Below are 22,269 nucleotides of genomic sequence, written 5' to 3'. Positions count from 1 at the left end.
CGTGAGCACGTACGTAGTGGTGGTCAACGACGAGGAACAGTACTCCCTCTGGCCGCACGACCGGGACCTGCCCGCCGGGTGGGCCGCCACCGGGGCGACCGGCGGCCGTGACGACTGCCTGGCCCACATCGAGCGGGTGTGGACGGACATGCGCCCCCGATCGCTGCGCACGCCATGACCGTCCTGCAGGGGACCCGGCCCCGTGTCAACGCCGGGCGCCTGGTGGAGCACGTGGCCCGGCTGGGCGCGGTCGGCGCGGTACCCGGCGGCGGGGTGACGCGGCTGGCGTTCACGCCCCAGGACGTGGAGGGGCGCGCCTACGTCGCGCGGCTCATGGAGGAGGCGGCGCTGACCGTGGAGGTCGACGCGGCCGGGAACCTGATCGGCCGCCGCCCCGGCTCCGTGCCGGGGGCCGCCGCGCTGGTCCTCGGCTCACACATCGACACGGTGCTCAACGGCGGCGCCTACGACGGGGCCTACGGGGTGCTGGCCGGCATCGAGGTGGCCAGGACCCTGTACGAGGAGGGCGTCCGGCTGAACCACCCGCTCGCGGTGGTGGCCTTCTGCGACGAGGAGGGCGCCCACGGGACGATGGGGATGCTGGGCTCGCACGGGTTCGCCGGGGTGCTGCCGCCGGGGGCGGCGCTCGCCCTGGACGACCGCGGCGTCCCGGTCGCCGACCTGCTCGCGGCGGTCGGGGGCGACGCGGACCGGCTGGCCGAGGCGGCCTGGTCGCCCCGCGACGTCGCCGCCTACCTGGAACTCCACATCGAGCAGGGAGACGTGCTGGAGCGCCTGGGCGTGCCCATCGGGGTGGTCGAGACGATCACCGGGCGGGTGAACGTCGCGGTCACCGTCGAGGGCACGGCCGGGCACGCGGGCACCACGCCCATGGAGCACCGGGCCGACGCGCTGGACGGCGCCGCCCGGCTGGTGCTGGCCGTGCGGGCCATCGCCGCCGCCGAACGGCTGGTGCTGCGCGCCACCACCGGGACGTGCGCCGTCGAGCCCGGCATGTGGAACGTCATCCCCGGCAGGGTCCGGCTGGGGGTGGAGTTCCGTGACACCTCGGCCGGGGCCCTGGACGCGGCGGTGGCGCGGCTCGCCGAGGTCGCCGCCGAGGTCTCGTCCGCGACCGGCACTCACATCACGGTCGTGCCCGGGGCGCGCACCGCGCCGGTCGACTGCGACGCGGGGCTGCGCGAGATCGTCGCCCGCTCCGCGGCCGGGCAGGGCCTGCCGTACCACCGCCTGCCCAGCGGGGCCGGTCACGACGCGCAGATCGTGGCGCGGATCGCGCCCGTCGGGATGATATTCGTGCCGAGCAGGGGCGGCGTGAGCCACGCGCCCGCGGAGTACACGGCGCCGGAACACCTGGCGTGGGGCGCGGACGTGCTGCTCACAGCGGTGCTGATGCGCGACGCGGCCCCGGATATCGACCGGTAGCCGATGCGATACCGACTCGATCGCGCCTCATTCTACGTTTGTCGCAGAACGAAAGAAGGAAAGAAAACACCACGGATGAATGAGGTCGAAAATGTCTCGGTGGATTACCTGGGTCGCGAAAGTCACCGCCACTGCCGCGCTCTTCACGCTCCCTCTGGCAGTCGTTCAGGGCACGGTCACCGCGGCGGCGTCAATCGCCCACACCACCGGCGACAGCACATGGACCTGATGATTCGGAGGGAATTACGGATAAAGTCGCCAACCGCTCCGTGATTAGCCGATAATCCTCGGAGCCGGTGTCGGCACAATAGTCAAGAGCACGATTCAGCGCATCGAAGGCCGCGGGCTCGTCCCCCTTGAGGATAAACACCTCCCCCAGCGCGGACAGAGCCCGAAACCGCCACAACCGGGTATCCAGCTCGGTGGATATCTCCAGCGTCTCCCGCAGGTGGGCCACCGCCTCGTCGAACCGGCCGCACCGGGCGTGCAGCCGGCCGAAGGCCAGGTGGATCCGCGCCTCGACGAACCTCTCCCGCACCCCCTGGGCGATGACGAGCGCCTCGTCCAGGCTCTCCACCGCGGCGTCCGGCAGGTCCTGCCGGAGCTGTATCTCCCCCAGCCCGCACAGGATGTACGCCTGCCCGATACCGTCCTGTCTCTTCCTGACCAGGGCGAGCGCGGCCCGCACGATCTCCTCGGCCTCCGCGGGCCGGTCCTGGCGCAGCAGCGCCTCCCCCAGCCTGTTGAGGATCTGCGCCTGCCCCCGCTCGCTGCCCAGCCGGCGGAACACCTCCAGCGCCTGCCGCAGCAGGGGCTCGGCGAGCTCCAGCCTCCCCAGGTCCACGTGGACCTGGGCGATGCCGCCGAGCACGTGGGCCTCGGCGAAGTGGTCGCCGACCTCGGCGAAGATCCTCTTCGCGGTGAGGAACCCGTCGAGCGCCACGTCGAAGCGGCCCGCGAGCCGGTCGAGCAGCGAGATGTTGCGCAGCGCCAGCGCCATCCCGTAGGGGTCCTCCAGCCGCTCGAACAACTCGCGCGCCGCGCCCAGGCACTCGCCCGCCCGCTCCGGGACCTGCTGGAAGAGGTGCATGCTTCCCAGCGAGCACAGGACGGCCGCCTCACCGCGCAGGTCACCCGCCTTGCGGGCGGCGTCGAGGGCCGTCTCGTGGGTGGTGCGCCAGTCGTCGAAGTAGCTGCGGACCTCGAAGAGGGTGGTGGCGGTGACGGCGAGGTCCCAGCACAGCTCGGACGCGCCGAGGTGGGCGGCCTGGGAGATCGCCGCGACGATGGCGCCGCGCTCGGCGTCCAGCCAGTCGAGGGGTCGTTCCAGGAGCTCGTCGGCGTCGGCGGGCCGCCAGCGGGGCACCGAGCCGTGCAGCTGGGTGAAGGCGCCGCCGTACTCGCGCTGGTGGGCCTCCTCGGCGAGCGCGAGCCAGCAGCTCAGCGCGCGGGTGATCGCGGCGAGGCGGTCCCCGGCCGGTTCCTCGGCGTGGGCGCACTCCCTGGCGTACAACCTGACAAGGTCGTGGAAGCGGTAGCGGATCTGGTCGGCGCCGTCGCGGCCCAGCACCTCGACCAGCTGGGCGTCCACCAGCTGGTCGATCAGGTCCTCGGCGTCGAGGCCGTCGACGCCGAGCAGCGCCGCCCCCGCCCAGGATGCGAAGTCGGGCGCCTCCAGCAGCCCCAGCCTGCGGAACATCAGCGCCGCCTGGGGGTTCAGGTCGCGGTAGCTGAGGGCGAAACTGGCCCGTACGGTCAGCTGGCCGTAACTCAGCTCGTCCAGGCGGCGGCGCTCGTCGGCGAGACGCTTGGCCAGGCGGGCCGGGGTCCAGTACGAGCGGGCGGTGAGGCGCGCGCCCACGATCCGCAGCGCCAGCGGCAGGCCGTCGCACAGCTCGCCGAGCAGGGTGGCGGCCTTGGGGTCCTCCTCCATCACCACCGAGTCGGCGACCCCGGAGAGCAGCGCGGCGGAGTCGGCCGAGCCGAGCACCTCCAGGTGGATCACGCTGGCCCCCTCCCTGGGGGCCAGGTCTCCCAGCGGGTCCCGGCTGGTCACGATCACGCAGCAGGTGCCGGAGCCGGGCAGCAGCGGCCTGACCTGGTCGATGACGCGGGCGTTGTCCAGCACCAGCAGCACCTGGCGCTTGCCGATGACGGTGCGCAGCAGGCCCGCGCGCTCGTCCAGGTCCTCGGGGATGCGCTCGCCGCCGATGCCGAAGGCCCGCAGGAAGCGGTCCATGACCGCGCCGGGCGCCAGCGGCTGGGCGTTGAGGTCGTAGCCGCGCAGGTTCACGAACAGCTGGCCGTCGGGGAAGCGGGAGGCGACCCGGTGCGCCCAGTGCACGGCGAGCCCAGACTTGCCGACCCCGCCCACCCCGGTGATGAGCGCGATGGTGAGCAGCCCCTGCCCGAGCCGCTTGTCCAGCAGGGCGTCCAGCTCGGCGATCTCGCCGGCCCTGCCGACGAAGTGCGGCACGTCCGCGGGCAGCTGCGCGGGCACCACCCCGTGCTCGACGTGAGCCGCCGCCGGGGGCTCGGCGGGCGCGGGGGCGGGTTCGGGTTCCGCGACGGCCTCGGGGGCGGGCGCGGGCGTCCGGGCGGGCGGCGGCGCGGGCGCCGGGGTCAGGTCCGGGTCGTCGCGGAGGATGGCGTCGTGCAGGGCCTGCAGCTCGGTGCCCGGTTCGATGCCGAGCTCGTCGACGAGCTGCATCCGCCCGATCCGGTACGTGTCCAGCGCCTCCGCGCGGCGCCCGCACCGGTATCTGGCCAGCATCAGCTGGGCGCGCAGCCGCTCGCGCAGCGGGTTGGCGTCGACGAAGACGGAGAGGTCGTCGATGAGTTCCCGGTGCCTGCCCAGGGCGAGCTCCAGCTGGACGCGCTCCTCGGTGAGCGTCAGCTGGCGGTCGTCCAGCCTGCGAGCCTCGGACTCGACGAACGCGCTCTCGATGCCCGCCAGGACCGGGCCGCGCCACAGGCCGCACGCCTCGGCGAACAGCCGGGCGGCGCCCGCGAGGTCGCCCGCGCTCTCCGCGGACCGCGCCTGGGAGGCGAGGCGCTCGGCGAGCAGGACGTCGACCTGCGACGGGTCGGCCTGCAGCACGTAGCCGGGAGAGGAGGTGCCGAGCAGGTTCGCCGGAGCCCCCGCCTCCAGGAAGGCACGGCGGAGCCCCGAGACGCAGATGACCACCTGGCTGCGGGCGGTCGGAGGTGGGCGCTCGCCCCAGATCGCCGTGGCGAGCAGGTCGACGGGGACGACCCGGCCCGCGCGCAGGATGAGGGCGGCGAGAATGATGCGCTGGCGTGACCCGCCGATCGAGACCCGTTGCTCACCTACCAGGACTTCAAGTGGACCGAGAACTCGAAACGACAGAGCAGTGTCCATGCGCCACCATCAGGAAGTGTTCGACTGCCCCTTACGCAGGGTGAATCAATTACTCACGAAAAACCCCATTCCAACAGCATTTGTCATGGCATGTCCAGTCTTTAGCGGGCGAGTGCCGCCTGACACGGCCCCACTTGCGGGATTACCGGAACTTTCTTCTGCCGGACGTCCGTATTCACGGCGAACGACGCGGCCGGAATCGCGCGGAGAGGCTGCCGGTGCCACCGGCGTCACCGGCACCGGCCGGCGAGGGCTCGCCGTCCACGGGCCGGCCACCGTCCACGTGCCGGGTGCCGTCTCCCCCGGTGTCGCCGCCGGCCTTCCCGTGCCGGGTGCCGCCTTCCCCGGAATCACCGCCGTCCTTCCCCGGCCCGCCGCCCCTCACCAGCCTGGCGGTGCGCAGTCCCAGCCAGAAGAGAACGGCCAGCGCGGCGACCAGCAGGTACTCGATGGCGGGGATGCGGACGATCTCGTCGATCCCGCCGGAACCGCGCGCCCCGTACACCGCCAGGACGGCACCGGCGTAGAGGGCGGCGAGGATCCACCGGGTGGCGCGCGACAGCCCGAGGCCGTGCATCTGGGTGATCACGAAGATCCCGAGGAAGCCGAACAGGAACATCGGCCACATGCCGCCGGGGCCGCTGTTCATCACCGCCACGAGGGTGCCGTGCACGGCGACGAGGAGCTCCAGCGTCGCGGTCCACCAGCGGTTGGTGTGCGCGCGGGTCATGAACAGGCTGCCCTGCAGCAGGAGCAGGAACATGTAGAAGAAGCCGATCAGGTGGCCGCCGGTGTTCTCCATGGGGTGGTACCAGAAGGTGTATATCGCGGCCCAGCTGAACAGGTAGCCGTGGTACTTGCGGGCGAACCCCACCACCTCCGCGGAGATGGGGGCGGGACGCCCGGCGAACAGGCCGCGGCGGCCGTTCTCCATCAGCAGGACCACGACCAGCAGCAGGACCACCGACCCCTGCGAGCTGAAGATGGACACGTCCTGCGCGAGCCCGTCGTAGAACAGGTGGGTCTGCAGGGTGTGCAGGACAATGAAGCCGAAGTTGACCGCGAGCGCCACGACGTTCACCCGGTGCAGGCCGGTGGTGTAGCGGCGGACCCTGGTCTGGGCGTAGTGGATCAGCCCCCAGGCGGCGAGCTGGTGGGCCGCGTAGCCGAGCCACGCGGAGGCGCGGGTCCAGACGGTGGGCTCCGGCAGCTTCCAGTAGTACCAGGAGGCACCCTGGTCGGGCAGCAGCCGGATGCCGTGCAGCCGCTGGCCCAGCAGCCAGACCAGCCCGGTGAGCACCGCGCTGGCCACGATCCCCAGCAGGAGGGTACGACCGGCGCCCGGGCGGCGGATATCGTTCAGCACACTGAGCATTATGCATTTACTCAGCTTGCTGAACAATCAGGCGTTTCAGCCCGCCCGGAGGCGAACCTCTGTGCCGTGACTCATCCCGGCCCATCCGTATCGGCGAGGCCCGGCCGGGAGTCCGGTCGCCGGAGACGCGTATCGCTCGACGGCGATGGGCGTCCACATGAAATCGAACATGTGATCTAAAAACCTGGAATCTGCGGCCCGATCATGGTTACGATCTTGCTGTTCGCCGGCCGGGCCGACCGGCCGGTCCTCATCGACAAGGGCGCGAAGACGCCCATGACCGCATGGGAGACAAAGCTTGAGACGTGCACTGATCGCATTGGGTGTCGGTCTGAGCATGCTGGGTTCCACCCTCGTCGCCGGGCCGGCACAGGCCGCGAGCCCGGTGATGGTCCCGCTGGCCACCACCACGACGGCGGCCCAGCAGGTCGCGGGTTTCTGGTTCGCCGACGGGGGGGCCAACCTGAGGAACGCCACGCCGTACGCCGTGCGGACGGTGGTCGGCGGGGAGCGCCTGACCACGGACATCGTCCCGGAGGGTCCCCAGTACTCCATACCGCCGCTGGAGGGGCCTGTCTCTCCGGAAGGGGGGCTGCCCACGACCTCGGGCAAGGTGTTCTTCATCGGCGACGACCTCCAGCCGCACTGGTGCACCGGCACGGTCGTGCACTCGAAGTACCGGAACATCGTCGCGACGGCGGGTCACTGCCTGCTGAACGTCGAGGCCCCCGCCGGTCCGCTCGACAAGTGGGTCTTCGTCCCCGCCTACTCCGACGGCACGGCCCCGTTCGGGCTGTACGTCGGGAAGGTGGGCTTCGTGCATCACGACTTCGACGACATCCGGGACTACGACCGCGACCTCGCCTTCGTCAACGTGTACAACGGTGTCGCCTCCTCCTCGCCGGACGTGCTGACCAACACCGGAAGGCTGGCCGAGAACGTCGGCGCCCAGGGGGTCGTGTTCAACCAGCCGCTCGCGCCCACGATCGACGTCTTCGGCTACCCCGCCGGCCCCAACCCCGGCGGCAGCGCGCCCTACACGGGCGAGACCCTCGAACGCTCGACCGGCCCGACGTTCACGATGAACGTCACCGGCCTCCCCATGGACCGGCCCGTCGGCGTGGACTCCCCGTTCACCGGTGAGGGCTCCCTGGGCTCCTCGTGGCTGACCGGCTACACGAGCGACAGCAGTACCGGCTACCTCAACGGCATCACCATCAGCGTTTCCGACACCGACGGCGACAACCGCTACGACGCCGGCGTCTCACCGTATTTCGACAGAGAAGCGACCCTGGTCTACCGGAAGGCCGAGAGCATGTGGACCGGCACCGTCGTCCGCTAGACAGCCTCACGCCCGCCGCGTCCGCCCGGAGGGGCGGGCGCGGTGTCATGCTCGGAGCGTCGTGGTACGCCGCGTCCGGATCGGCCCGGCACCCGGACCGGCACATAGACCGGCACCTGGACCGGCCCCGGCCGCTTCGTGGCCCGTTGTGCCGCCGCTCCAGGTGGCGCGGGGCCCGCGGCTCGCGCGTCTGTGACAATGGGCGGGTGGCCGAGGGAGATGAGCACCGAGTCGCTCCGGATGCGCACGCGATGCGGGCGGACATCCGCTCGTGGCCCACGGGGCGCCTGCTGTCGGTGGCCGCCCGCCTGGTCGAGGGCCGCTTCCACGACTTCCTCGCGGCGCACGACCTCACCCACGCCGGCATGATCGCCCTGCATCACGTCGTCGACGGGCGGCTGGCGCAGCGGGAGCTCGCGACGCTGTGCCGGGTGACCGACCAGACGATGAGCCGGACGATCGAGGGGCTGCACCGGGCCGGATACGTGGTGCGCGGGAGCGACGAGCGCGACCGGCGGCGTACGCTCATCGAGATCACTCCCGCGGGGCGGGAGGTGCTGGAGACCGCGCGCCGCGAGGAGCGCGGTTCCGAGGTCCTGCTGGGCGCGGTCGACGAGTACGACCACTTCCGCGAGCAACTGATCAAGTTGATCACGATCGTGTGAGGCACTCGCCGACCGCGGGGAACTACCTGGTGATGGTGAAGGTGTCCACGTCGAACAGCGAGCCCGAGCCGCCGCTGAAGGTCAGGAAGATCGGTCCCGAGCCCGTCGCGGTGAGGGTGGTGGAGACGGTCCTGAAGGTGTCCCAGCTGCCGGTGTTGGGCACGGCCACCGTGCCGAGCACCGTCCCGGTCTGCGAACCGGCGCGGACCCGGATGGTGCCGCCGGGACCGGCCGAGGAGACGCGGGCGCTGAAGGTCCTCGCGCCGGAGGCGTTCACCGACGCGTACCCGGCCCAGTCGCCGTTGTCGATGTAGCCCACCGTCCTGCCGCCGCTGGCCGGACCGTGGTTCGCCGGCTGCACGCCGGAGTTGGAGGTGTAGGCCTCGCCCTCGACCGTGGTGGATCCGCCGGTCCTCGGGCTGCAGTCGGCCGCGACCTGCCCGGCGGCGTACCTGATGCCGCCGAGGAGCAGGCTGCGGAAGCCCGTCTCCGCGTACGACTGGATGGTGTGGCCCAGGCCCGTGTAGAACGAGCGGCCGGAACCCTGCGGGTGGCACCAGGTGATGGGGTGGTCACCGTTCATGGTGCCGCCGCTGTAGCTGCCCTCGTCGAGGGACTGCAGGACGCGCGCGCTGGAACGGGGGTTGGTGCCGTAGTTGTACCACTCGTCGCTGCGGCTCCAGGTGGCGCCGAGGTGAGAGGTGGCCGGGTGGGTGTTGTCCTCGGTCCGCACGGTGGCCTGCTGGATCGCGGGGTGGCCGCTGAACCAGGCGCCGACGAGCTGGCCGTAGTAGGCCCAGCCGTACTCGGTGTCGGCCGCCGCGTGGATGCCGAGGTAGCCGCCGCCGCCGTTGACGTAATTCTGGAACGCGGTCTGCTGGGTGTCGTTGAGCACGTCACCGGTGGTGCTGAGGAAGACCACGGCCTCGTAGGTGGCCAGGTTGGACGCGGTGAAGGCGTTTGCGTCCTCGGTCGCGGTGACGGTGAAGCCGTTGGCGGTGCCCAGGTCCCTGATGGTCTGGATGCCGGTCGGGATGGAGTCGTGGCGGAACCCGGCCGTCTTGGAGAAGACCAGCACCTCGTACGGGGCCGCTGCGGCCTGGGCCGCGGCCGGGACGAGCACTGTCGCCGCCGCCATGGTGGCCGCCGCGACCGTCGCCAGCCCGCGTGCGATGAAACTGCGCATCGCTGTCCTTTCGTATGCGGAAAGATCCCCGGCGCGGCGGGAGGCCGCCGCGCCGGGGATTCGTCACTACTTGGTGATGGTGAGGGTGTCGACGTCCAGCAGGGCGCCGGAACCGCCGGTGAAGGTCAGGAAGATCGACCCTGAGCCCGTCCCGGTGAGGTTGGTGGAGACGTTCTGGAAGTTCTCCCAGCCGCCGGTGTTCGGCACCGCCACCGAGCCGAGCACCGTCCCGGTCTGCGAGCCCGCGCGGATCTGGATGGTGCCGCCGGGACCGCCCGAGGAGACGCGCGCGGAGAAGGTCTTCGCCCCCGGCGCGGTCAGCGTGGAGTAGCCGGCCCAGTCGCCGTTGTCGATGTAGCCCATGGTGACACCGCCGCTGGCCCCGGTGTGCGGGGCCGGCTGCACGCCGGAGTTGGAGGTGTAGGCCTCCCCCTCGACCGTCGTGCTGGTGCCGCCGCCACCGGTGTTCAGGGTGAAGGCGTCCAGGTCGAAGAGGTTGCCCTGACCCGTGACCCCCTTGAAGACCAGGAACAGCGTGGTGGTGCCCGAGGGCGCGTTGCTCAGGTTGGCCGAGACGTTCTGGAAGTTCTCCCAGCCGCCGGTGACCGGGACGGTGGCCGTGCCGAGGAGCGTGCCGGTGGCCGACCCCGCCCTCACCTCCAGCGTGCCGCCGACACCGCCGGAGGAGACGCGGGCGGTGATGGAGGTCGCGTTGCCGAGCGCGTACGGCGTGAAGGAGATCCAGTCGCCGTTGTCGATGAACCCGGCGGTCTTGGCGCCCTCGGCGGGGCCGTGCTCGGCGATCTGGATGCCCGACTGGGCGCCGAAGTGCTCGGCCTGACGGTGGCGGGGCTGCAGGGTGCGGGTGTTCTGGGTGGTCAGGCCGCCCTTGTCGGTGTAGCTGGCGACGAAGACGCCGTAGATGTTCGCGGCGCTGTCGTGCTCACCGTCGGTCGGGACCGTGATGCTTCCCGAGCAGCCGTTCTTGCTGGTGATCTCGTGGGCGTGGCTGTCGTGGCCGAGGAGGTAGGTGACCTTGACCTTGGTGCAGTCGATGGTCCCGTCCTCGGGGTCGCTCACGTTGACCTGGAAGGGCACCGTGTCACCGAAGGAGAACAGCTGCCCGTTGACGGGCTGGGCGAGGTTCACCGTGGGCGCGGTGTTGCCGACCGTGATGGTCACGTTGGCGGTGCCGGTCAGCCCCCCGGAGTCCCTGACGGTCAGCGTGGCGGTGTAGGTGCCGTTGGCCGTGTAGGTGTAGGTGGGGTTGGCCGCGTTGGAGGTGGCCCCGTTGCCGAAGTTCCACGAGTAGGTCAGCGCGCCGCCCTCGGGGTCGGAGCTGCCGGCCGAGGAGAAGGCGACGGCGAGCGGCGCGGTCCCGGAGGTCTTGTTCGCGGCGGCCTTGGCGATCGGGTTGCGGTTGGTGCCGGCGATGTACTCGACGCGGAACAGCGTCTGGTTGCCGGAGCCGGTGCCGTAGTCGAGCACGTACAGGGCGCCGTCGGGGCCGAAGGTCAGGTCCATGACCTGGGTGCCGGTCCACGGGAAGGCCTCGATCACGCCGGGCGCGCCGGAGGAGGTGACCTCGATGGCCTTGATCCAGCGGCGGCCGTACTCGGCGGCGAAGAAGCGGCCGTTGAGCGAGGCGGGGAACTTGATCGCCGAGTTCAGGGCCGCGTCGTAGCGGTAGACCGGGCCGCCCATCGGCGACTCGGAGCCGCCGCCGAACTCCGGCGGGGAACCGGCCTCGCCGCCGTAGCGGATCCAGCTGGGCTTGGCCGCGGGCAGGGTGGTCAGGCCGGTGTTGCGGAACGAGTTGTTCGTCGGGCCGCCGGCGCAGTTGTACTTGGCCTGGGAGGGACCCGAGGGGAAGGTGTACTCGTTGTAGGTCTCGGCCGTGGTGTTCGTGCCGGTGCAGTACGGCCAGCCGTAGTTGCCGGGTGCGGTCACCCGGTTGAACTCGACCTGACCGCCGGGGCCGCGGTCGGCGTTGGGGCCGCCGGCGTCCGGGCCGTAGTCGCCCAGGTAGACGATGCCGGTGGCCTTGTCGACCGACATGCGGAACGGGTTGCGGAAGCCCATCGCGTAGATCTCGGGGCGGGTCTTGGCCGTGCCCGGGGCGAACAGGTTGCCCGAGGGGATCGTGTAGGTCCCGTCGGCCTGCGGCTTGATGCGCAGGAGCTTGCCGCGCAGGTCGTTGGTGTTGCCCGAGGAGCGCTGCGCGTCGAACTGCGGGTTGCGGTCGGTGCGCTCGTCGATCGGGGTGTAGGAGTTCGACTCGAACGGGTTGGTGTCGTCACCGGTGGTCAGGTACAGGTTCCCGGCCGCGTCGAAGTCGATGTCACCGCCCACGTGGCAGCACTGGCCGCGGTCGTTGGCGACCTGCAGCACGACCTTCTCGCTGGCGACGTCGATCGTGTTGTCGGCCTTGAGCGTGAAGCGGGACAGGTTCAGGTGCCCCTTCCACGCGTCGAAGGTCGCCGCGCTGCCGCTGGTGGGCGCGTCGCCGTTGGGGGTGGAGAGCCTCGGCGAGTAGTACACGTAGACGTAGCGGTTGCTGGCGAAGTTCGGGTCGGCGGCGATGCCCTGCAGACCCTCCTCGTCGTGCGTGTAGACGTTCAGCTTGACGACGTTCGCGGTGTCGCCGGCCGCGGTCGTACGACGGATCGTGCCGTCGCGCGCCGTGTGCAGGATCGACCTGTCGGGCAGCACCGTCAGCGACATGGCCTCGCCGAGCTCGCTCGGGCCGGTGGCGAGGGAGACCTGCTGGTAGTCGGAGGCCGGGATGTCGGCCATCGCGCGGGCCGCCGCGCCGGTGGCCGATCCGGTGGCCGTTGAGGCCGACGATCCGGTGGCCGCGGAGGCCGCCGGGACGGCCGCGGCGCCGGTGGTGATGAGCAGGGCTGCGGTCAGCAGCCTGGCCCACGGCCGAAGGCGTGGGGACATTGAGGGTCCTTTCCTGACTTGGGGGGATCAGTCAGGCAAGGCGCGCGCCGCCGCGCTTATGCCGTCCGGTGGCGCTGTCACGCGCTACCGGATGATGCCGGGTTTGTGTTGTGGTGCGGTGGTGCGATCCTGCACGCGATCCCGGAGGGTGCCGTCTCCGGGACAGACCGATGGAAGCCCAGCAGTCTGTTTTTTTCGCGACTCGATGTGCGAGTTACAGATTTTTAACACGCATGCAACTTCGTGTAAACCCCCTGTCAAGGCTTCCCAGGTCAGTCCCCTGATGCGGGAGCGCCGAGAGCGCCGGGAGTTCCGCGCCCGCGCCCCCGGGATCCGGGGGACGGGAGCCGGGAGCGAGTCATCGGAGCGGTGAGTCCGGGCGGTGATCCCCGAGACCCGATGGGTGAAAACATACAATAATTGGGTAGATCGGGCATGGTGACCGAAGACAACTGGTTTCTTGACCGCGAGGAACGCGGCAACCCGGCGTCCCGGATCGACACCCGGCACGACACCGGGACCGCCTGGTCGCACGGCAACACCGTGCGGCCCATCCCGCACGGCGCGCCCTACTTCACCGAGCTGCTCGCCCGCGTCCGCGAGCTGCGCTCGGGCGACCTGCTGATGTTCACCGACTGGCGCGGCGACCCCGGGGAGCGGCTGGACGGCCCCGGCACGGAGGTCGCCGACGTGTTCGCCGAGGCCGCCAGGCGCGGCGTCGTGGTCAAGGGCCTCCTGTGGCGCTCGCACTGGGACAAACTCTTCTTCAGCGCCGAGGAGAACCGCCACCTTGGTGACGCCATCGAGGAGGCGGGCGGGGAGTGCCTGCGCGACATGCGCGTCCCCCTCGGCGGCTCGCACCACCAGAAGCTCGTGGTGCTGCGCCACCGCGACGACCCCCGGCGCGACATCGCGTTCGTCGGCGGCATCGACCTGTGCTGGAGCCGCCGCGACGACTCCTCCCACGAGGGCGACGCGCAGGCCGCGCCGATGGCCAAGGTGTACGGCAGCCACCCGCCCTGGCATGATGTGCAGGCCGCGATCCAGGGACCGGCCGTCGGCGACGTCGAGACCGTCTTCAGGGAGCGCTGGGAGGACCCCCAGCCGCTGACCCGCAACCCCGTGCACCGCGTCGCCGACCTGGTCAGGCGCGAGGACACCCAGCCGGATCCGCTGCCCCCGCAGCCGCCCGACCCGCCGGTCTGCGGGCCGCACGCCGTACAGCTGCTGCGCACCTACGCCCACCGCAGGACCCGCTACTCCTTCGCGCCGCGCGGGGAGCGCAGCGTCGCCCGCGGCTACCTCAAGGCCCTGCGCCGCGCCCGCAGCCTGATCTACATCGAGGACCAGTACCTCTGGTCGCCCCAGGTCGCCGAGTCCTTCGCCGAGGCGCTGAAGGCGAACCCGGAGCTGAGGATGATCAGCATCCTGCCGCTCCACCCCGACCAGGACGGCCTCATCAGCGGTGTCCCGCAGATCCTGGGCCGCAACCAGGCACTGGCCGTCCTGAAGCGCGCGGGCGGCGACCGGGTCGCGGTCTACGGGGTCGAGAACCGGGAGGGCACCCCGGTCTACGTCCACGCCAAGGTCTGCGTCATCGACGACGTGTGGTCGACCATCGGCTCCGACAACTTCAACCGGCGCTCCTGGACCTACGACTCCGAGCTGACCTGCGCGGTGCTCGACGAGACCCCCGACGGCCGCGAACCGCTCGACCCCGGCGGGCTCGGCGACGGCGCCCGCCGCCTGCCCAGGGACCTGCGCCTCACCCTCGCCCGCGAGCACCTCGATCGGCACGGGGACTCCGACGCGGACCTGCTCGACCCCGCCTCCTTCTTCGACGCCTTCGCCTCCTCGGCGGCGGAGCTCGAACGCTGGTACGCGGGAGGCCGCCAGGGCCCCCGCCCGCCCGGACGGCTCCGCACGTACGAGGTGTCCCAGATGTCCCCCTGGACCACCGCCTGGGCCACCCCGTTCTACCGGTTCCTCTGCGACCCCGACGGCCGTCCCCGCGCCATGCGCCGCGCCGGGAGATACTGACCTCGTACGACCCTCGTACACCCCCGTATGACCCTCGTACGACCGAAGCCACGGCACCGAAGCGCTCACGGGACCGGAGTCACGGCCGGAGCCATCGGGCCGGGGGCGCGGGGCCGGATTCGCGGCCGGAACCACAGGAGCGGACGCACGGGGCCGGACGCACGGGGCCGGACGCACGGCCGGAACCGTATCCCTGCCGGGTCCGCGACGCCGGACCGGCCTCCGGCTCGTCCCGGACGCTCCCGGGTCAGGAGCGGGAGTCACGGAGCCGGACGCACGGCCGGAGCCGTGACGATGCGTCGGGCTCGGCTCGCCCCGGGCCCTCCTCGGGGCGGCGGGCGAGCGGTCAGCGCGCTAGGGCAGGCCGTTCCTGGTCCGGTAGTCGTTCCACACCCGCACGCAGTAGGCGTGGCGCCAGTCCCCGGAAGGCAGGTGACGGCAGGCGTAGGCGGCACTGATGCCGGCGGCACTCCCGCTCCCGTTTCCGCTTCCGGTGACCGGTGGCCTGTTCCTGGAGGCCGAGGGCGACGGCGACCTGGTGGCCGGTGCGCCCGTCCTGCCCGCCCGGGGCTGTGACCTGCTCTCCTGCGTCCCGGAGCCCCGCGCCCCGGAGCCCTGTGTCCCGGAACCCCGCGCGCCGGAATCCTGCGTCCCGGAACCCTGCGTCCCGGAGTCCTGTGTCCCGGAGCGGGAGCGCCCCGCCATCCCGGCACTCCCGGCGTCCCCGCCGGTGCTCGCGGTGCCCCGCCCGGTGCTCGCCGCCCCCCGACCGGCACCGCCGTTCCCCCGCCCGCTCCCGTGCCCGGCGTCTCCGTTCGCCCGCCTGGCACCGGTCTCCGGTGTGGCGGCTCCCGTCCGTGGCCCGGCGCTCCCCGGCCCGGTTTTCCTCGTCCCTCCCGGCCCGGCACCGGCCCGTGCGGAGCCCCCGCCCTCGCGGTGCCGCCCGGCCCGTTCGACCGGCTTGACCGGCTTCTTGACAGGCTTGGCACGCTCCACTCGCTCGACCCATTCGTCCCGGATGTCCCCGGCACCGGCGAGGGCCCGTTCCGCCGGGAGCACCCGCGCCGGATCGCGCCCCGGCACCCTCTTCTTCCCGCCGCCCCCGCCGGCTCCCGCCGCGCCCGATTTCTTCCCACCCTCGGGGGTCTTCCGCCTCCCGGCCGGAGCCTTCGCGTCCGTCCCGGCCACCGCCGGGCCCCGCGAGGGTGTGAGCACCCTGTCGTGCCCGGCGAGGAGGCGTTCCCCGGGAGAGGCGGGCGACCTGTCGGCGACGGGCGCCCCGTCCCACGGGGACCAGCCGGACGACCAGACGCCGACCCCCGCGGCGGCGAGGAACCCGGCGATCAGCGCGGGCCTCAGGAGCTGGTCGCGCGAGAGACGCGACCAGGGCCGCCGCCACGGGCTGGGGGGCGGGGGCATGGAGAACGGCCTGCTGTCGAGGTAGGTCCAGGAGCGGCGGACCATCGGCCGGGTGACCGCGTCATCCGCGTCGTCAACGCCGTCCGCGTCGTCCGCGTCGTCCGCGTCGTCCGCGTCGTCCGCCTCCTCGTTCTTCCGATGCCGCGCGGGCCCGCGCGGCGCCGACGCCCCCTCCCCCGCGCGCTCCCCCTCGCCCCGGCGGGGCTCCGAGGTGAGCGCCGGCTCCACGGGCATCCGGGACCCCGCGAGTCGGGGTCGCGAAGACTCGGCGTGCCCCGGAGGCCGCCCATGTCGCGGAAGTGCCGAGGGCTCAGGAACGCGGCCGGGACGCGAAGGCGCCGAGGGCGCGGGGGCCCCGAAGGACTCGGTCGGCCCAGAGTGTTCGGAGGGTTCGGCGGGTTCGGCGAGCTCTGGAAGGCGTACGGATCGCGGTGGACCGGCCGGCTCCGGAGATCCCGTCGAACCGGTGGGCCCGGCGGGGGGTGCGAGCGGCGGGTCGGCGTACGGCATGCGCCCCCGTGGTCTCGCCTTGAGGCCGTGGCCGTGAGTGCGATCGTGCTCACCGTGCATCTCGCCTCCCGTGTCGCGTCTGGCCTCCCCACCCTGGCAAAATCACACACTGTATGCGGCCCATGACAGTACGGTCTTACCGATCTGTTATCAGCAGCAGGCCGCAAAGATAAATAAATACGACGAAAACCCGGCCTGACCGGTAAGGGAGCGCCGCGTACGGACCGGGAGAGTCAGGACCGGCGGGGAGAGCGGCGCCTGGCGGGGGCGGCGAAGGCGCGCAGGAAGGTGTTCACCCCGTCGCGGACCGCGGCGGCGAGGTCGCCGGGGCCGACCGGGCGGGTGCCCAGCGCGGACAGCGCGGGAAGGTTGCCGGCGACGAGCGCCATGAACTGGCCGGCCGCGACCAGCGGATCGTCGATCTCCAGGTGACCCCGGCTGGCCAGGCCGGCCAGCCGGCCGGCGAGGACGTTCAGCGTGGGCGCGCCGGCCCGGGTGACCAGCTCGTCGTAGAGGTCGGGCAGGCGCGCGGCCTCGGCGTACAGCAGCCGCTGCAGTACCCAGCCCTCCTCGCTGAGCTGGCACTCGACCATCAGGTGGCCGACCCTCTCCAGCTCGCCGGCGAGGTCGGCGCCGTCGTCGGGGAGGGTGGCGAACGCGGCGATGATCTTGGCGGCCGACCGGTCGGCGCTGTCGCGCATGACCGTGCGGAACAGGGTCTCCTTGTCGTGGAAGTGGTTGTAGACGGTGGGCTTGGCGACCCCCGCGAGGCTCGCGATCGCGTCGACGTTCGTCTGGGCGTAGCCCTCCTGGGAGAAGACCTTCACGGCGGCGTCCAGGATCGCCGTGCGCTTGTCGATCCGTCCCCTGCCCGGCATCGCGCGTTCGGTGGTGGTCACGGTTCGAGATTACCGCAGCCGCCGCCGCATCCCGCTTGCCAATCTGAACGCATGAGTTCAAAATAGTGGCCGGTTGAGTAATGAACTTGAGTGATGAACGGAGAACCACATGGCCACCGACGTCAACACCGGCGACTCCCCGTCCCCGGTCTCGCCCCCGCGGGGCCTGGGCCTGGTGCTCGCCGCGATCGTCGGCTGCGAGTTCATGCTGCAGCTCGACGGCACCATCGTGACGGTCGCCCTGCCGGACCTGCAGAACGACCTCGGCCTGTCGGCGGCCGGCCTGTCCTGGGTGGTCAACGCGTTCCTGCTCTCCTTCGGCGGCGTGCTCCTGCTGGGCGGCCGGCTGGGCGACCTGTTCGGCCACCGGACGCTCTTCCTGGCCGGGACGGGCCTGCTCGCGGCGGCCTCCCTGCTCGCCGGGCTCGCCCCCGGCCTCGGCTGGCTGCTCGCGGGCCGGACGCTGCAGGGGGTCGGCGCGGCCCTGGCCGGTCCCGCCGGGCTCGCCCTGCTGGCCGTCACCTACGACGGCGAGCGGCGGCAGCGGGCGTTCGGCGTCTACTCCACGGTGACGGGCCTCGCCGCGGCGGCGGGGATGATCCTGGGCGGCGTGCTGACCTGGGCCGCGGACTGGCGCTGGACCCTGCTGGTCAACGTGCCCGTCGGGCTCGCCATCGTCGCGCTCGGCGCGCGGACGATCGCCCCCCGGAGGCCCGCCGGGCGCGCGGGCGCCCGCCCGGCCCTCGACCTGCCGGGGGCGCTGCTGTCGGTGCTGGGGACGACGGCGATCGTCCACGGCCTCGTACGGGTCGCCGAGGAGGGGTGGGGGGACACGGTCGCCGTCGTCTCCCTCGCCGGTGGCGCGGTGGTGCTGGCCGCGTTCGCGTTCCTGGAGTCGCGCGTCGCCTCGCCCATCCTGCCCTCGCGGGTGTTCGCCCATCGGGCCAGGGCCGGGGCCTTCCTCACCCTGGTGCTGCTCGCGTTCGTCCTCACCGGTTTCCTGTTCTTCCTCACCCAGTTCCTGCAGCGGGTCCTGGGCCTGGGCCCCCTGCTCACGGGCCTGGCCTTCCTGCCCTTCGGGCTGGCCCTGCTGGTGACGGCCAGGTCCGCGCCCACGCTGATCGCCAGGGCCGGCGGCCCGAGGAACCTGGCCGTCGCCGGGCTCGCGCTCGTCGTGATCGGGGCCCTGTGGCTGAGCGGGGTGAGCGGGGACAGCGAGTATCCGACGGCGATTCTCGGCCCGCTGGTGATCATGGGACTGGGAGCCGGGTCGGCGATCGTCCCCTTCAACGTCATCGTCCTGTCCGAGACCCCGCCCGAGGACACCGGGATCACCTCGGGGGTCCTGCAGGCGTCGCTGGCCCTGGGCGGCTCGCTCGGGCTGGCGGTGCTGCTGACCGCGTTCGCCGGCGAAGGGGCGGACGTCGCCGCCGGCGTGGCGCGGGCCTTCACCGCCTCCGCCGTCATCGCCGGGCTGGCGATCGTCGTCGGCCTCGCGGCCTGGTTCCTCCCCGCTCGCGCCAAAGCTGCGGACTAAAATGAACGCACGGGTTCAATTTTTGAGCGGCGCACGACGTATCGTCCATGCTGGTATCCCCGGCGCCCCCGGACACCCCCGCACCCTCCACGAACCCTTCACGAACGGAGAACATCCCGATGGCAGATCTGTCCGGCCTCCGCCTGTCGGTGCTCGACACCGCCCCCGTCTGGCGAGGGTCGTCGGCCGCCCGGTCCCTGCGGAACTCGGTCGACCTCGCCCGGCGGGCGGAACGGCTCGGATACACGCGCTACTGGGTCGCCGAGCACCACAACACGCCGTGCCTGGCCACGTCGGTCCCGCCCGTGCTGATCGCGCAGATCGCCTCCGCCACCACCACGATCCGGGTCGGCTCGGGCGGGGTGCTGCTGCCCAACCACGCGCCGCTGGCGGTGGCCGAGCAGTTCGGGACGCTGGAGGTGTTCCACCCCGGCCGCGTAGATCTCGGGATCGGGCGCGCGTCGGGCACCGACCCGGCCGCCGCCCGCCTGCTGCGACGGGGCCTGCCCGCGGAGGACGACTTCCCCGAGCGGCTCGGCGAGCTCCTGGGTTACCTGACGCCGGGAGAGCACCCGTCCGACGTGCGCGCCGTCCCCCAGGCGGACACCCGGACACCCGTGTACCTGCTGGGCACGAGCACCTCCAGCGCCCGCTTCGCCGGATCACTCGGCCTGCCGTACGCCTACGCGCACCAGATCAACCCGGCCGGCACGGTGGCCGCGCTGGAGGCCTACCGCAACGCCTTCCGGCCGTCGGCGCGGCTGGACCGCCCGTACACGATCGTCGCCCCCACCGTGATCGTCGCCGACTCCGACGAGCGCGCCCGACGGCTGGCGCGGGGCTCCGCCGCGGGCCAGCTCCTGATGCGCACCGAGGACCGCTTCACCCTCTTCCCCACCGCCGAGGAGGCCGGGCACCGCTCGTTCGACCCCGAGGGCGAGCGGTTCATCCGCGAGCGTCTCGACCCGCAGTTCATCGGTGACCCCGGCACCGTACGCGACCGGCTCACCGACCTCGTCAAGCACAGCGGGGCCGACGAGCTGATGGCGCTGACCATGGTCTCGGACCACGAGGCCCGGGCGCGCTCCTACGAGCTGCTCGCCGAGCTGGTGCGCTCCTGAACGGCTCCGTCACCGACCGTGGGCGAGAGATCGCCGCCGAGGTGTCCGTGCCCGTCTCCGGGCCCGCCGAACGGGCGCGGGACGAACACCGGTCGTTGGAGCGCAGACTGTACGCGCCGCACGGGAACACGCCAAGCAGGCCGGACGCCTCGCGCGGGAACGACCGGGAACGACGAGGCCCGCGCGGCGCGATGCGCCGCGCGGGCCCTGTTGTCCGGATGTCAGGGCTTGTAGGCGATCCCGCCGTACATGAGCTGCTGGCCCACGGTCAGCCTCCCCGGGACGGATCCCTCCGGCCGCCACAGGGGCAGCGGGACGACGCCCGGTTCGAGCAGCTCGAAGCCGTCGAAGAAGGCGGTGATCTCCTCCGGCGTCCGGAACCGGCCGGTGCCGAGCAGCGCGAGATACTTCTGCTCGGCGTCGCGCGACTCCTGGGTGGAGGCGCAGAAGTGGGTGATGAAGAGATAGCTGCCCGAGGGGACCGCCGCCATGTAGGCCTCGACGATTCCCCGGGGATCGTCGTCGTCGTGCAGGTGGTGCAGGACGCCGACCAGCATCACGCCCACCGGCCGGTCGAAGTCGATGAGCCGCTTGACGTCCGGGTCGGCGAGGATCGCCGACGTGTCGCGCAGGTCGGAGGTGACGACCGCCGTACGGTCGTTCTCGGCCAGCAGCGCCCGGCCGTGGACCAGCACCATCGGGTCGTTGTCGACGTAGACGACCCGCGACTCCGGGTTCGCGCCCTGCGCGACCTGGTGGGTGTTCTCCACGGTCGGCAGCCCCGAGCCGAGGTCGACGAACTGGGTGACGCCCCGCTCCGCCAGGAACCGCACCCCCCGGCCGAGGATCTCCCGGTTGTAGGTCGCCACGTCGTAGATCTCGGGGACGACCTTCACGATCTCGGCGACGAAGGCGCGGTCGACCTCGAAGTTGTCCTTGCCGTTGAGGACGACGTCGTAGGCCCTCGCGATGCTCGGCCTCGTCGTATCGATGCCACTGTTCCGCTCGTCCCGCTTGTCGGTCACAGGGGTCCTTCCTCGCAAGCCCGGGGGATCATGGTGATCATATGGCCTGGAAAGCCGATAAATGCGGACTTTCGACTATGACTGAGGGTTGACATCCGGACATCCTGAATCCGTCACCGGCGCCTTCTCCCGAACGTGACCCCGGGTGCCGCCCCGTGGACCCTCGCCGGTGGCTCGATGCTCCCCGCCCGCGCGGAGCCCGGCGCGGGAACGGCCGACGCCGCTACCGGCGTACGGCGGAGAACGGTCCTCGGGAGAGGCCGCCTCCGGCGATCGGAGACGGCCTCCGGCCCGCGCGGATCAGGGGTGTCAGGGAGTGACCGGGATGTTGGTCAGCCCGGAGACGGCGTTGGTGACGGTGTTGGAGGAGTACACGACGTTGAGATTGCCGGCGCACTTGGAGGTGGAGGTGATCCTGATGGCGTAGGCGCCTACCCCGCCCAGGTCGGAGCGGTTGGCCCGCCACACGTTGCCGCAGCCGTTGGCGAACGACGGGGTGGTCGCCGGGTTGTGGGTCTCGTAGCCGTTGACGAAGGTACCGGGCGAGGAGAAGGTGCCGGTGTTGCCCTCGATCAGATAGCCGATGCCCTTCGCGTCGATCCAGGAGTCGGCCGAGTTCTGGCCCGAGATCCCCCTGCCGTCGAAGGTGTTGCCCCGGATGACGCCGTCGAAGGTGCCCTCCTTGACGTCGATGTGCTCGGCGGCGACGTTGGGGCCGATGACGTTGTCGAGCACCCTCACCCGGTCGCTGCGGTCGACCCCGCCGGAGTTGCCGTGGCAGGACCAGTTGGAGTTCGCCGAGCCGATGTAGACGCCCTCACCGTATCCGGGCTGCACCAGGCCGGTGTTGTCGATGCGGGAGTTCTGGATGACGCCGTCCGAGGAGGACCTGCGGAAGTGCACGGCCTCGTCCTCGGTGTGGTGGACGTGGACCCGGTCGATGGTCACGTGGTGGGAGTTGTCCAGGACGATTCCCTTCTTGGAGTCCTTGACGGTGAAGCCGGTCAGCTTCCAGTACGGCGCGCCGTACAGCCACAGGCCGTAGCCGGAGTCCCACCCGTTGCCCGGAGCGGGGCAGGAGGGGGCCGTTCCCGAGGGGCCGTCGTTGACCAGGACGGCGCCGGACGGCCCGGTCAGCGTGATCGGCGCGGACGCCGTACCGGCGCGCTGGGTGGCGAAGGCACCGCGATACTCACCGGCCGCCAGGCGGATCGTCTGGCCCGGCTGGGCACCGGCCAGCGCGGCGACCAGCTGCGCGGAGGTGGAGACGTCCACCGTCGAGCCTCCGCCGCCGGTCGCGGTCTGGGCGGTGACGGCCGCACTCGCCGCCGAGCGGTTGCCCGCCGCGTCGCGGGCGCGGACGGTGTAGGTGTAGG

The 22,269-nt window shown here is 71.8% G+C and carries 15 protein-coding genes; 7 read left to right on the top strand and 8 right to left on the bottom strand.

Annotated features, from left to right (window positions below; genetic code table 11):
• Window position 1: 1 nt before the first annotated feature.
• Window positions 2-178: an MbtH family protein gene (locus ACSC1Q_RS33290; RefSeq protein ID WP_436762669.1), complete on the top strand. Its 177-nt coding sequence runs from the start codon at window positions 2-4 to the stop codon at window positions 176-178.
• Complete coding sequence (locus ACSC1Q_RS33285; protein ID WP_436762668.1) at window positions 175-1,446, top strand: Zn-dependent hydrolase; 1,272 nt, start codon at window positions 175-177, stop codon at window positions 1,444-1,446. The genes ACSC1Q_RS33290 and ACSC1Q_RS33285 overlap by 4 nt, the downstream gene beginning before the upstream one ends.
• Window positions 1,447-1,636: 190 nt before the next feature.
• Here the strand turns inward: ACSC1Q_RS33285 and ACSC1Q_RS33280 are convergent, their stop codons facing one another.
• Window positions 1,637-4,828 carry an AfsR/SARP family transcriptional regulator gene (locus ACSC1Q_RS33280; protein WP_436762667.1) on the bottom strand — a complete coding sequence of 1,064 codons (3,192 nt, stop codon included), beginning with the start codon at window positions 4,826-4,828 and terminating at the stop codon, window positions 1,637-1,639.
• A 175-nt stretch (window positions 4,829-5,003) separates the two neighbouring features.
• The gene (locus tag ACSC1Q_RS33275) at window positions 5,004-6,194 is read right to left on the bottom strand and encodes a hypothetical protein (RefSeq protein WP_436762666.1); all 1,191 of its coding nucleotides are present in this window, start codon (window positions 6,192-6,194) and stop codon (window positions 5,004-5,006) included.
• Between the two features lie 307 nt (window positions 6,195-6,501).
• Here ACSC1Q_RS33275 and ACSC1Q_RS33270 point away from each other — a divergent pair, with 307 nt between their 5' ends.
• The gene (locus ACSC1Q_RS33270) at window positions 6,502-7,545 is read left to right on the top strand and encodes a trypsin-like serine peptidase (RefSeq protein WP_436762665.1); all 1,044 of its coding nucleotides are present in this window, start codon (window positions 6,502-6,504) and stop codon (window positions 7,543-7,545) included.
• A gap of 206 nt (window positions 7,546-7,751) precedes the next feature.
• The gene (locus ACSC1Q_RS33265; RefSeq protein WP_436762664.1) at window positions 7,752-8,210 is read left to right on the top strand and encodes a MarR family winged helix-turn-helix transcriptional regulator; all 459 of its coding nucleotides are present in this window, start codon (window positions 7,752-7,754) and stop codon (window positions 8,208-8,210) included.
• A 22-nt stretch (window positions 8,211-8,232) separates the two neighbouring features.
• Here the strand turns inward: ACSC1Q_RS33265 and ACSC1Q_RS33260 are convergent, their stop codons facing one another.
• Entirely contained in the window at window positions 8,233-9,396 is a 1,164-nt protein-coding gene (locus ACSC1Q_RS33260; protein WP_436762663.1) for a ThuA domain-containing protein, read from the bottom strand.
• A gap of 66 nt (window positions 9,397-9,462) precedes the next feature.
• Window positions 9,463-12,342 carry a carbohydrate-binding protein gene (locus tag ACSC1Q_RS33255; RefSeq protein ID WP_436762662.1) on the bottom strand — a complete coding sequence of 960 codons (2,880 nt, stop codon included), beginning with the start codon at window positions 12,340-12,342 and terminating at the stop codon, window positions 9,463-9,465.
• 435 nt (window positions 12,343-12,777) lie between these two features.
• Here ACSC1Q_RS33255 and ACSC1Q_RS33250 point away from each other — a divergent pair, with 435 nt between their 5' ends.
• Window positions 12,778-14,382, top strand: a complete 1,605-nt coding sequence (locus tag ACSC1Q_RS33250) for a phospholipase D family protein (RefSeq protein WP_436762661.1) — start codon at window positions 12,778-12,780, stop codon at window positions 14,380-14,382.
• 354 nt (window positions 14,383-14,736) lie between these two features.
• Here ACSC1Q_RS33250 and ACSC1Q_RS33245 read toward each other — a convergent pair whose 3' ends face one another.
• Together ACSC1Q_RS33245 and ACSC1Q_RS33240 are read right to left on the bottom strand one after the other, a co-directional pair.
• Window positions 14,737-16,035 (bottom strand): hypothetical protein, encoded by a 1,299-nt coding sequence (locus ACSC1Q_RS33245; protein WP_436762660.1) that lies wholly within the window; start codon window positions 16,033-16,035, stop codon window positions 14,737-14,739.
• A gap of 509 nt (window positions 16,036-16,544) precedes the next feature.
• Window positions 16,545-17,210, bottom strand: a complete 666-nt coding sequence (locus tag ACSC1Q_RS33240; RefSeq protein ID WP_436762659.1) for a TetR/AcrR family transcriptional regulator — start codon at window positions 17,208-17,210, stop codon at window positions 16,545-16,547.
• Window positions 17,211-17,319: 109 nt separating this feature from the next.
• On the opposite strand from ACSC1Q_RS33240, the gene ACSC1Q_RS33235 reads away from it, so the two are divergent.
• Window positions 17,320-18,747 (top strand): MFS transporter, encoded by a 1,428-nt coding sequence (locus ACSC1Q_RS33235; protein WP_436762658.1) that lies wholly within the window; start codon window positions 17,320-17,322, stop codon window positions 18,745-18,747.
• 119 nt (window positions 18,748-18,866) lie between these two features.
• Window positions 18,867-19,868 (top strand): LLM class flavin-dependent oxidoreductase, encoded by a 1,002-nt coding sequence (locus tag ACSC1Q_RS33230; protein WP_436762657.1) that lies wholly within the window; start codon window positions 18,867-18,869, stop codon window positions 19,866-19,868.
• A gap of 221 nt (window positions 19,869-20,089) precedes the next feature.
• Here the strand turns inward: ACSC1Q_RS33230 and ACSC1Q_RS33225 are convergent, their stop codons facing one another.
• Both ACSC1Q_RS33225 and ACSC1Q_RS33220 read right to left on the bottom strand, forming a co-directional pair.
• Window positions 20,090-20,893, bottom strand: coding sequence for an SAM-dependent methyltransferase (locus tag ACSC1Q_RS33225; RefSeq protein WP_436762656.1), 804 nt, complete (start codon window positions 20,891-20,893; stop codon window positions 20,090-20,092).
• Between the two features lie 309 nt (window positions 20,894-21,202).
• The coding region (locus ACSC1Q_RS33220) for a right-handed parallel beta-helix repeat-containing protein (RefSeq protein WP_436762655.1) at window positions 21,203-22,269 on the bottom strand (1,067 nt) is incomplete at its 5' end.

The organism is Streptosporangium heterodermiicola, from assembly GCF_051390675.1.
GTDB lineage: Bacteria > Actinomycetota > Actinomycetes > Streptosporangiales > Streptosporangiaceae > Streptosporangium.
The sequence above is the reverse complement of the archived record's forward strand: the minus strand, read 5'-3'. Positions and strand labels throughout refer to the sequence as shown.